The following is an 11,088-nucleotide window of genomic DNA, read 5'->3' on the forward strand; positions in this document are numbered from 1 at the left end:
GACCAATCACCTTCTACAACGGCCTGGCCTACTTCCGTGCCTGTGCCGATGGATGGGCTCTGCGAGATGTGTATATGCCCTAGCCCCCCTCGAGGGGGAGATGTCGCCGAAGGCGACAGAGGGGGTCGGTTCGTCCTGACGCGGCCTCCTATCGCCTCCATCGCGGGGGAAGAACGCCGGCGCTCCACGCGAGACGACCCCCTCTGGCCTACCCTCTTTGCCACAGCTCGGCATCTCCCCCTCGAGGGGGGAGATCACCCGCTCCGTCTTCCATCGCTTTCCCAACCAAGGAACCCACCCGTGACCCCAACCCATGCCGAGCAACTCGGCAGGGCGCGGACGGCTGCCGATTTCGCTGCCATCCGCGCCTTGCTCCACACCGACCTCAACGATGCGATCGCCCGCAAGGGCGAGCTGGAAACGGAAAAGTTTCACGCGATCTTCGGCGCCGGAAATTTGACGGCGGCGCGTGCCGCATTGGACGACTGCAACGCTGCAATCGCGCTGATCGAGAAAACCATCGAGGACGCGGACGAGCGCCGCATTGGCGCCCCCCTGGACGAACCCCCCGCCGAAGCCGTCGCCGCCACGCCGGCGCCGGGCGACGAGGTCAGGACAAAGGCCGAGGCGCTCGGCGAGAACTGGCGCACGGTCCACTGGCTGATCGAGCAGCTGCGCCAGGAGCTGTTCGCGGCCGATGCCTTGAGCCGCGCCATCATCGCTGCCAACGGCCTGTTCAATGCCGACGGCGCCGTCGGCCTGAAGGTCAACCTGACCACCATCCGGCGCACCGCCATGGCCGGCCCGCGGGCCGCCGCGCCATCGCGTCTCAGCCGCCCGGCGATCCAGGCCGACCGACTGCTTTTGTCCTTCCTCAGCCCCGGCGGCGTGCTCGACCGGCGGCCTTCGATCGGCGCGCCGGTCGACGGCATCAAAAGCAAATTCATTCCCGCCGGCGAACGAGGCTGACCATGTGCACACTAGCTCTTATCGGTACGGCGCTTTCGGTCGGCGGCGCGCTGGCGGAAGGCCAGCAGTCCAAGCAGATGGCCGACTACCAGGCCAAAGCCTATGAACAGCAGGCGCGGGCCGACGCCCAAAGCTCGGCCTTCGAGCAGGGCCAGGAGCGCCATAAGCAGGATCTGCTGCAGGCCCAGGCGCGTGCCCAGGCCGGCGCTTCGGGCGTCGCCATCGCAGGTTCGCCGACCGAGGTGCTGGCAGCCAATGCCAGGCAGGGCCAGCTCGACCTCAAGGCGATCCAATACGGCTCGCAGCTGCGCCAGAACGGTCTCGCCACGCAGGCGGCGATCGCGCGCTTTTCCGGCAGGCAGGCGGTCGGCGCCTCGATCTTCAAGGCCGGCGGCAACCTCGTGTCGGGCATCTCCGGCCTCTACGATCCGGCCAAGACGGTGACGTTCGGCAGAAGCGCCTTCCCGCCGGCGCCGGGCGGAGGCCTCTACTGATGGCCACCATCCCGCTCCAGCTTGCCCAGCGCCGGCTCGATACCGGCAATGTGGCCTCATATCCCAACGGCTCGCCAGTGGGCGCCGCTATGCAAGGCTTTGGCGACGAGCTGTCGGCGATAGCCGAACGCTTCCGGCAGCAGAAGCAGCAGCAGGATGCGTTCGACGCCGACATTATCGGCCGTGAGCTGAACGCACGCATAGCGCACGCCGAGGCCGTGGCGGTGCAGACCGCGCCGGCCGACGGCGGCGGCCTGCACGACTTCATGTATGGCCAGCTCGATCCGCGCAGCGACGGCGTCGTCAGGCCCGGCCTGTTCGACCAGATCTTCGACGACACCGTAGCGAAAGTGCCGGAGGGCGAACGCGCCAATTTCCTCGCCCAAAAGCAGGCATTGCGGCTGGCCGGCTCGGCGCGCATGGCCGCGCAGCAGCACGCGCGGCGCCAGAACTATGAGCAGGCCGAGTGGAGCAAGGTCGAGGACGGCTACACAAGCGCCATCGCGCAGGGCGACCCGGACGACACAGGAACATTCGAGGCGATCCGGCAGAGCGGGCTCGAGCTGATCGGCAAGATGGGCAACCCGGTGGCCCGGCAGGCCGCCGAGGCCGCCTGGCGCAGCAACACGGCAAAGGCGCTCGCCCAGGCGATGATCGCCAAGGACCCGAAGCGCGCTGCGGAGGTGCTGGGGACTGGGCCGGTCTCAACGGACGGCAGGACTAAGGACGATACCATCGAAGCTGTGGGCGGACCTCGGGCGAGTGGGTCCAGCGTGCTGGCGACGCGCGAAGCGCCCGTAGGTGGCCTTCCGTCCGACGAAACACCTATCCGCACGGGTTCCGTGGGGCCCGTCGGAAATACGGCTTGGGCTGCCGCAGGACCCTGGATTGCCGACTTGTCGCCGGACACGGTTCAGGATCTCGGCCAGAAGGCGCAGGTAGCGACTGTGGCAAGCCTGGTCGATGCGCGCACGAACATCGACATCGCCTTGCAGAACGCGCCGGCTGCCATTGCCAATACCGGCAGCTATTCTGGCAAGACACCGGGTGCCGAAGACTTCACTGCCGTGTACGGCGCCGAAGATGGCGGCAAGCGTCTCCAAGCCTTCGACATAACGGCTGATATCGGCCGCGCGGTTTTCGACATGCGACCCGTCCCGAACCAGGCGATACACGCCCAGATTCGGGATTTTGAACCCGGCCCCTACGGCTCGCCGGAAGAGCGGGAGCAATATGAGATAAGGGCCGGCGCCGCGCAATTGGTGCTGGGTGCCAGGCGCGCCGATCCCGCCGGTTACGTCGGCCAACTGTTCCCGAACCATGCTCCGGACTGGGATAAGATCACAGCTCCTGAGGATTATAAGGCTGCCGTCACCTGGGCCGTCGCTGCTCAGCAGGAGTTGGGCTTCGACCGAATACTGCCAATGCCCTGGGCCGTAGCTGGCCAGCAGGCGGCGAAATACATCGACCAAGGTGTGCCGTTCGAAAAGCGCCTTGCCAAATTGAGTTCGATCGTCCTGGCGGTTCGCGATCCTGATGCCCGCAAGGCGACAACCCAACAGATTTCTGTGGCGGCGGAAGCCCAGTGGCGAGCCGAGGCCGCCCAAGATCCGAACGTCGCGCCAGAGTCGTTGGAAGCCCAGGTTGCGGTGCTCAAGAACGGGCTGGCGTGGATCGGGGAACATCCGGCCCAAGCCCAGTACAGCGCCATGCCGTGGCTACAGCAATTCGGCTTGGCGTTCTCGGATGTCGGCCGCCTCACGGCTAAGGGCGCGGCCGCCGGCGGTGCGGATGCGATCTCCGCCGGGCTGGACTCCGTTTGGTCGGGAGGAAACTACCAGCACCTCCTCGAAGATGAACAGGCCAAGACCGAGGACGCCGAGGACCGGGCCGGCTCGGCCGGTTGGGCGGCGGAAGCCCTCGGCACCGGCTTAAGCGGATATGGCCTGGCGGAGAGTTTGTTCGGTTTGCTGGGCCGGGCAAGCGTTGGCGCGGCGGCAGAGAACGGCTTGATCGGTCTTGCTGCCCGAACTGGCGTCGGGGGTGTGGCGGGTGGCACTTATGGCGGGGCATACGCCTTCAACACAGGACAGAGCGTCCCCTGGGGAATTGCCAACGGCGCGCTTTGGGGGGCGGGCGGCAATGTCCTTGCCGAAGGGCTCAGTGCCGTTGGCAGCCAGGTGTTGGCAAGGCTTGCCGGGCGTTCTGCGAATGCTAAACCTGATATCGTACTGGATAGTGGGGGTCCCCCGGTCAATGCAGAAGAGATTCCGATCTCGACCGGCAAGGCCCGAGAAATAAGGAGGCCCTATACGCATTTGGAAGATCCTCCCAACGTTGCGTCCGGCAAGGATCCAACAAAGAAGCAGAGGATAGCTATTTTCGAGGAAAATAAAAGGGTGAATGATGGAATTTTGAGATCGGATGAGAGTGGTATAGAAATAATTCCAGCAAAGAAAAGCAAAAGAGGCGTAACTCCTCCAAAAAATGAAGCTCATATCGATCACATAGATCCGGTTAATCCCGCTGACAAGACAAAATCGTCAGGATCAAATAGCTATAAAAATCTTCGTCTTACGGCTGGGTTTGAGAATATAGAAAAATCGAATAAATAGGTGACATATGACCGAATGGAAGTTCGAAAACCCAAAAAACACAGCCGTTATTTCGACTCGGAAGATATTTAGGGGGGGCGGCTGGATTGCGTATGTGTCACATGATGATGACGGCGACGATAATGAGTCGTGGCAATTCTACGGAAATGAAGCTGAAGTTGATCAAGATGACCTAATTTTAGTGGCCTTGGTCGAGGTGGTCGAGCTTGATGGAACTGTTGCACAGTTGGCGGATTTGCCGTTAGGCTGGCGTGCGTGGCGCGATACAAAATCTTCGCCATGGAAGCGCGACAAAATCACCTAAACACATTCTGAATGGTAGCGGAGTTTACTCTGCTTTGACCCGGTGAAAGTAAAAAAAGGCGTTACTCCTCCGCCAACGAATCACAGTTTGATCACATCGATCCGCTTATTCCAGTTGATCCGACAAAGACTCCCGGATCGAATAATTACACCAATGCAAGGATGGTTGCAAGAATTCGAAACAGAGAAAGTGGAACAAATAGGCGCTGTGATGACTAAATGGAAGTTTGAAGACCCCCAGAACGTAGCTGTTTTTGTAAACAGGAAAGCTATACGCAATGGTGGGTGGGTTGCTCGCGTCGTGCATGATGATGATGACGGATCATGGCAGTTTCACGCGGATGAATCCGAAGATTTCGATGAAAGCGATATTATGATCATAAGCCTGAAAAATATGGTTGAAAAAGACAAGACTATTATGCAGTTGGCTGATTTACCTTACGGCTGGTATGCTTGGCGCGAGACAAAAACCTCGCCATGGAGGCGAGGCAAAACCCTCGACGAACACCCAGAATCGGAGCGGAGTTAGTTTCGACTTCCAATTGTAACGGTTGACATGGGTGATTGCGACGCTGAGTGGCGGAGCCGACAGCGGTGCAAGAAACCGGGGCGTCACTTCGCACGGAGCGTTCTGGCAAGGACCAATCAGCCCACGGGCCGGAATATGGATGTGTCTCACGAGAAAGCGCTGGCCGACGGGGGGCAGATCACCTCTCAAACATCACGCATCGTGCGAGAGCAGATCATATTAAACACCATGGCGATGCAAGAGACTATGCTCGCTGGGCAAGAAGAAGATGGCTCAAGCAAGAAATGAAAGGGAACACAAGTGGTCGAGAGAAATTATAGCGACGTCAAACCCGACTTGACTAGCGTCACCCGCTTGCCGTCGGCTGACAAAAGCACAGGCGATGAAGAGCTTGATGCTGCACGTCTGGAAGCCCGAAAATATCTTGATTTCTATGATTGGGTTTCAGACATCAAGGGGGAGTACCTTGGATACGGTGCCGATGGCATAATCTATATTTCCTCTTCGAGATTGTTCCGGGCAGGCCAAAAGTTGACCCATGGATATGGGTAATCGTCGGCGATGTGCCCCCGACATATCTGCCGGCTGTGGACGCCAAGACTCCATACGAGGCGCTGGATGGATATATCGGCGCCATGGAAGAGTGGGTCGAAGCTGCGCGACGGGGGGACTCGGTGGCAGATCTAATCCCGGTCAATGTGCCGGCTAGCCCAGCCAACGCCGAAATGTTGGATAGCCGTCTCAAATTTCTCGACGAAAGGGTATTGCCGGAACTTCGAGAGTGATCGGTTGCCGCTTGTCGGCAAGCGCCGTCGGTTCCTTGACGAGAACGTGCTTCCGTTGCTCCCAAAGTGATGTACAGCCACGCTCCGTCGCTCGTCGCTGATGCAGGCCCGGCAGTCGGCTCGACCGGGTCAGCGCTGGCGCTATCACCGGTGAGTACGCCACTCCGGCGATGGCAACCACTCCGGGGTTTGGTGCCACTATCGGGCCAGCGGTCTGATTGTGGTCACGATGCTGGCTTATGGCCTGCTAACCGCCGGGCGGTCAGTTGGCGGTGCCTCCTGGATCGCCTCCTGTTTAAGATGAAGGATTGACCTGTTGCGCACAGACACTTTTCCGACCATGGCAAGGATCGTTTTTCTGCTCACCTTGGCCGGCGTCCTCCTGCTCGCGCTTTCGCCGGTGCGCTTCCTGCAGGAGTTGGACATGGGCTTCACCTTCCAGCACGACAAGCTCAACCACGCCGCGGCGTTCGCGGTGTTGGCGGCACTCGGAAGCCTCGGCTGGCCGGAACACAAGACGAGACTGGTTTTGCTCCTCGCCATCACCGGCGCGGCGATCGAGCTGCTTCAGGGCGTGCAGCTGATCGCGCGCGATATGGATGTCCTCGACTGGGTCGCCGACTGCGCCGGCATGGCCTGCGGGCTGGCGGCCATGGGCGGCACAAGAAGGCTGATTGGCGGATTGCTGTAGCCCTGGACCGCGTTGCCGCTCGCTGTCTGAAAAATGTAAATCGCCGGCTGCGCCAGATAGCGCGGTGTCCGGCCGCGTAGCTTAAGTCTCCCACCGACAACACCGAACCCCCTTCCAGCCTCGCTTATGCGGGGCTTTTTTTATGGAGCAAGCCCTCATGTCCCGACCTGCAACTGCCGCCGTTCGTCTCCTGACCGGCGAACGCGAACCCGTGCGCCTCGCAACCACGGCCGACATCCTCCTGCACGGCCTGCAGGCCATCGACGGCGTGCCGGCCGAAATCGGCGACCGCGTGCTGGTCAAGGACCAGGCCGACCCGACGCAGAACGGCATCTACACGGCGAGCGAAGGCGACTGGTTCCGCGCCGCCGACGCCCGTTCTACGCGCACCCTGCAGAAGGGCACGACCGTTCACACCCAGGTCGGGTCGGTCAACGCCGACCGCGTGTTCGAGTTCACGGCCGACGAGCCGGCCGTCGGCGCCGATGCCATCACCGTCGCCGCATCCGTTCCGCCCGACATCGCCGACGTGGCCGAAGAGGTTGAAGCGCTGCGCGATGAAACCCAGGCGCTGAAGGATGCCGCCGCTGCCAGCGCCGGCCAGGCAACCGCCAGTGCCGCCGCTTCCGCCGCGAATGCCGGACAAACCACAGCCGACCGGGCTGCCACCAATTCCGATGCCGTCGCGGCCGCGGCCGCCGTCATCAGCGCTCAGGCTGCACGCGACGCTTCGCTCTACGGCAAGGGCATTTTCCCGACGACTGCGGCGGCAATCGGCTTCGGCGTCGCCGGCAACGGTGCGATCACGCCAGGCTCCGGCGGCGCCAACGGCACGTTCGACCTGGCGTTTACCGGCGGGACCGGTTCGGGCGCCGCCGGCCGCTTCGTGGTGGCGGGCGGGGCGCTGACGCAGATACTGATCACGGCGCCGGGCTCCTACACAGTGGCGCCGACGTTCAGTTTTGCGGCGTCGGCAGGGCTCGCCGGCGCCGCCGCAGCGGCGGTGCTGGGCAGGAATGTCGATGTCGGCGAGTATTTCTGGACCGAAGTTTCGACTGGTTCTTTGGGGTTGTTCAATGTCGGGGTCGGACCGCGGTAGCAGCCGATACGGGCGTCAGGGCGTCAACGGCGGAAATTGCCCTGATCAGCTCAAGGATCGTCGGACGCGTTCCGATCACGGGTTCCGTCGGCGGCACGGTGATTACGAACGACAGCGTCTATTTTTGGCCTGGATCGCTGTCGACGGTCGATGAATATCTGTCGACCTTGGAGCTTGGATTTGGCATCGTGCCAGGGACAGCCCACATCGTTATTGCCCACGTCGAGGGCGACGGGACGCTTAGCCTGGTTTCCGACCAGACAATGTCCGTTCCAGCCGGCCCGTCGTCTGTTGTTTCAGGGCTTTCGATCCTGAAGCTGCCGGCAGCGTCATGGGCCTCCAGCGCACTGGCGCTGGTAGCTGGTACTACACTGCCGGGGCAATTCCGAACGGCGAAGTCGAGTGGTTCACGGCGGCGGTTCCGGCCTCGCACACTGCCAAGACTATAGGCGCTGTGGTCCGCAGTGGAAGGCGACCTTCACCGGCGAAGTCGCCGTCAAGGCGCGTGCTGCCTATACCACAGCAAACGGTCTCGTTTCCGCTGTCGGCGTTAGCCAGGAAATCGGCTGGCCGACGCTGGTCAACACGGGGTCGGACGTTCCGGGCAGCTACAGCGTCATCATGCAGACGCCAGCGCCGGCCGACGGCCATATTACAGCGGTCGACGTTGGCGCTGGCGCTGGCGCCGGCGCTGCGCTCATTCATGTAGTAGATTATCTCGGCGGGTTGGTGGTCAATGTCCTAAGCACATATGCGGTGACGCTGGTCAACGGGGTCGCTCATATCCCGCTGGGTATCCCAATCCCAGCCGGCAAATATCCGGCGATCAGCGGTGGCGCCTACAAATTTCAAAACAACGTCAACCCGCAAGGCATCCCGGCATGGATCAAATCAGGCGCGCTGTCGAATGGCGCGACCGTAGCATCGTCCGCCCAGCATCGGTACGAGGTCCGCTTTACGATCAAGACCGGTCTGCTCGCCGATGCCGACCGGGCCTTGACCGGCGGCGCCAGCAATACCGGCATGAACCTGCTGGCTGACGCCGATCCGAACGGCGTCGTCGATGCGACCGCGCTGTTTGCGTCCGCGGCGAGCGCTCATCCCAATCCCTATGTGCCGCCTGGAAATTTCGCCTTGACGGCCATTCCCGCATCTGGCGACGGTTTTTGGGGACCTGGCAAGCCGGCCGTCAACAGTAAGCGCTTCTTCATTCCGCGCCGGCCGTCGCTGCAAAATCTCTATGACGGCTTTCGCGCGACGATGGCCGAACACATCGCCAACAACGATGTGCTCTGCCTGATCGCCGATAGCATCGGCCATTGGGCGCTTGCCAGCGACGGGCCGAAACACTGGTTCAACCTGGTTACGCGTTTTGCCAATATCGGCATTGCCGACGATGAACCGGGCATGACTGCTTTGCGGCCAAGCTCTACCTATCTTCCGACTTTCTATGGCGTCACCGTCGCCGGGGGCGTGTTGACAGGGTCGCGCGGGCCGATCGGCGAGAGCATCATCCTCGCCGCCGGCGCGTCCTTGGCGTTTACCGGCACCTATGAACAGGTCGACGTCCACTACACTCAGGACGCCGCTCAGGGATCGCTTGCCTTTGTCTTCAACGGCGGCGCGGCGTACAAAACCGTCAACTGCGCCGGCGCCCTGGCGCTTGATCAGTATTCGGGGCCTTCGCTCACCGGGCAGGCGGCAAGCGGCAATTACACTCTTACGGCTGTCGGCGGTCCTGTCGAGATTACCGGGCTCATCAGGCTTGGCGTCAAGGCGGCCGGCTCGCGTCCGCGCCTGCGCACCTTGCGCGCGGCACACGGCAGCTATGCCTTCTCGTCATTCAACACCGCGCGTCTTACATCGGCCGCCGCTCAATGCGGCTACGCCGGCGGCAAGATCGTGCCCATCCTGGCGCTCGGCATCAATGACAGCTTTGGCACGCCGCCGGCCACGATATCGGCAAACATCGCAACAATCATCAACACGTTGGAAGCGGCCGCTGCACCGCGTATCCTTGTGATGCCGCCGACGCGGCCGTCAGCCGCATGGGATGCAAGCTACACGGGCGGTCGGACCTGTGATGCCGCCCTTGGCGCAATCCGTCAGACCTATCGATCGCGCAATGTGCTGACCATCCCGATCGACGGCTTCGACTACATCAATTCGGGAAACTATCAAGAGGGCTTGCATTTCAACGATGCCGGCCATGACGGCAATGCGCTGCGCTTCATCGAACAAGTCGCGGAAAGGGGATAAGCAATGGCATTCGCTATTCAGCATAAGGGCGAAATCATCACCGAGCTCGAGGAGGGCGAGGAATGGCTGGTGGTGGGCGCAATGGTCATGGTCGCAAAGCCGAAGGATCCGGCACACAGCCGCGAAATCCCGGTTCCTGACGGCGACATTGAGGGTCTCGTTGAGGTCTGGGTAGGCGGCGCCGTAGTCGACGCTGGACGCCATTCGCAGGCAATGGCAGGATGAGGTCGGCGGGGGCTATCCTTGGAGGATTGTCCCATGGCGCATGCCGGCAGCATCATCGACATCTATGACGACTATTACGCCGATGGAAAAGTAGCCGCAAAACGGGACATAGCTTCAAACCAGTCGGTCGGGCACATCGAAGCGGTCGTTCAAGGCCAATTCTTCGACAGGATTCTTGACATCGGGGCGGGCGAAGGTGCGGTGCTGGATAAGCTGAACAGGAAGGGGCTCGGTAAGAAGCTTGGCGCCGTCGAGATTTCGAAGAGCGGCGTCGAGGCCATCAAGGCAAGAAAAATCGCCAAACTGGACAGCATCGACGTATTCGACGGCTATCACATCCCTCATCCCGACAAGTCGTTCGATCTTGGGCTTGCCATTCACGTCGTCGAACACGTCGAGCACGAACGGATGTTTCTGAGGGAGGCGGCTCGGGTCTGCGAGAAGCTCTATATTGAAGTGCCTTTGGAGCATACGCGAGATCTCAGCAAGGCCATTCGGATGTCAGGGCCGTATGGGCATATCAACTTCTACACGACCCAAACGTTTGAAAACCTTCCCAAAACGTCTGGGCTAAAGGTCGAACGGCTAAAGCTTTTTGCGCACGACCTCGCTTATGAACAGCACCTGGCTGGCGAAAAAAAAGGATGGGTAAAACACAGACTGCGGACCGAATTTCTAAGGTTTGCACCCAAGACGGCGATGCGCAGCATGGCCTACATGGCCGGAGCTCTGTGCTCAAGTCGCTGATCTAGCAGCAGCGCCGCCGATTTGCTTTGCAGGATTACCGCCGACCATACTAAAGGGCGGCACGTCTTTCGTGACGACAGAGCCCGCACCAACGACCGATCCCTTGCCGATCGTTACGCCCTTGAGAATAATGACGTTGAAGCCGATAAAAACACTGTCTTCAATCTTCACTGGCGCAATGGTGATCTTTGACCAGTCCTTTTTCCCTGATGCCAGTCGGCGACATCTTCCTTGCGGTCTTGCCAACCCGTCGCGTATGAGTTGTGATCGACGACTGTGGTACCCCAACTAGAGCGTCGGACGTTCAGTTTGAATCGCGAGGGATTCCAGTGAAGCGTGGTTCATGATTCACTTCCTGTAGGAGGTGATTTG

General features: G+C 61.1%; 11 protein-coding genes. 10 read left to right on the forward strand and 1 reads right to left on the reverse strand.

Annotation, left to right across the window (positions count from 1 at the left end; genetic code table 11):
• The first annotated feature begins 300 nt into the window (after positions 1-300).
• The 10 genes from NKH16_RS34070 to NKH16_RS34115 all read left to right on the forward strand — a co-directional run bounded on the left by NKH16_RS34070 (position 301) and on the right by NKH16_RS34115 (position 10,716).
• Positions 301-969, forward strand: coding sequence for a hypothetical protein (locus NKH16_RS34070; protein ID WP_352452690.1), 669 nt, complete (start codon positions 301-303; stop codon positions 967-969).
• Positions 970-971: 2 nt separating this feature from the next.
• Entirely contained in the window at positions 972-1,463 is a 492-nt protein-coding gene (locus NKH16_RS34075; RefSeq protein ID WP_352452691.1) for a hypothetical protein, read from the forward strand.
• On the forward strand, positions 1,463-4,078 hold the full coding sequence (locus tag NKH16_RS34080) for a hypothetical protein (RefSeq protein ID WP_352749439.1): 2,616 nt from the start codon (positions 1,463-1,465) through the stop codon (positions 4,076-4,078). The genes NKH16_RS34075 and NKH16_RS34080 overlap by 1 nt, the downstream gene beginning before the upstream one ends.
• A gap of 7 nt (positions 4,079-4,085) precedes the next feature.
• Positions 4,086-4,382: a hypothetical protein gene (locus tag NKH16_RS34085; protein WP_352472061.1), complete on the forward strand. Its 297-nt coding sequence runs from the start codon at positions 4,086-4,088 to the stop codon at positions 4,380-4,382.
• 87 nt (positions 4,383-4,469) lie between these two features.
• Positions 4,470-4,910, forward strand: coding sequence for a hypothetical protein (locus NKH16_RS34090; RefSeq protein WP_352749442.1), 441 nt, complete (start codon positions 4,470-4,472; stop codon positions 4,908-4,910).
• Positions 4,911-6,011: 1,101 nt separating this feature from the next.
• Entirely contained in the window at positions 6,012-6,386 is a 375-nt protein-coding gene (locus NKH16_RS34095) for a hypothetical protein (protein WP_352749445.1), read from the forward strand.
• A gap of 157 nt (positions 6,387-6,543) precedes the next feature.
• Positions 6,544-7,485 (forward strand): hypothetical protein, encoded by a 942-nt coding sequence (locus NKH16_RS34100; protein WP_352749448.1) that lies wholly within the window; start codon positions 6,544-6,546, stop codon positions 7,483-7,485.
• 402 nt (positions 7,486-7,887) lie between these two features.
• Entirely contained in the window at positions 7,888-9,744 is a 1,857-nt protein-coding gene (locus tag NKH16_RS34105; RefSeq protein WP_352749451.1) for an SGNH/GDSL hydrolase family protein, read from the forward strand.
• Positions 9,745-9,747: 3 nt separating this feature from the next.
• The gene (locus NKH16_RS34110) at positions 9,748-9,969 is read left to right on the forward strand and encodes a hypothetical protein (RefSeq protein WP_352749454.1); all 222 of its coding nucleotides are present in this window, start codon (positions 9,748-9,750) and stop codon (positions 9,967-9,969) included.
• Between the two features lie 33 nt (positions 9,970-10,002).
• Positions 10,003-10,716: a class I SAM-dependent methyltransferase gene (locus NKH16_RS34115; RefSeq protein ID WP_352903844.1), complete on the forward strand. Its 714-nt coding sequence runs from the start codon at positions 10,003-10,005 to the stop codon at positions 10,714-10,716.
• On the opposite strand, the gene NKH16_RS34120 is transcribed toward NKH16_RS34115, so the two are convergent.
• A complete protein-coding gene (locus NKH16_RS34120; RefSeq protein WP_352749458.1) occupies positions 10,705-10,887 on the reverse strand; it encodes a DapH/DapD/GlmU-related protein in 183 nt (60 codons plus the stop codon). The two genes, NKH16_RS34115 and NKH16_RS34120, sit on opposite strands and share 12 nt — an antisense overlap.
• Positions 10,888-11,088: the final 201 nt, after the last annotated feature.

Source organism: Mesorhizobium sp. M1307, from assembly GCF_040318155.1.
In the GTDB taxonomy this organism is placed as follows: domain Bacteria; phylum Pseudomonadota; class Alphaproteobacteria; order Rhizobiales; family Rhizobiaceae; genus Mesorhizobium.

Bases quoted from the DNA above. Each gene is read 5' to 3' on its own strand.
- NKH16_RS34075 (WP_352452691.1), top strand. From the start codon at position 972: ATGTGCACACTAGCTCTTATCGGTACGGCGCTTTCGGTCGGCGGCGCG.
- NKH16_RS34080 (WP_352749439.1), top strand. From the start codon at position 1,463: ATGGCCACCATCCCGCTCCAGCTTGCCCAGCGCCGGCTCGATACCGGC.
- NKH16_RS34085 (WP_352472061.1), top strand. From the start codon at position 4,086: ATGACCGAATGGAAGTTCGAAAACCCAAAAAACACAGCCGTTATTTCG.
- NKH16_RS34100 (WP_352749448.1), top strand. From the start codon at position 6,544: ATGTCCCGACCTGCAACTGCCGCCGTTCGTCTCCTGACCGGCGAACGC.
- NKH16_RS34110 (WP_352749454.1), top strand. From the start codon at position 9,748: ATGGCATTCGCTATTCAGCATAAGGGCGAAATCATCACCGAGCTCGAG.
- NKH16_RS34115 (WP_352903844.1), top strand. From the start codon at position 10,003: ATGGCGCATGCCGGCAGCATCATCGACATCTATGACGACTATTACGCC.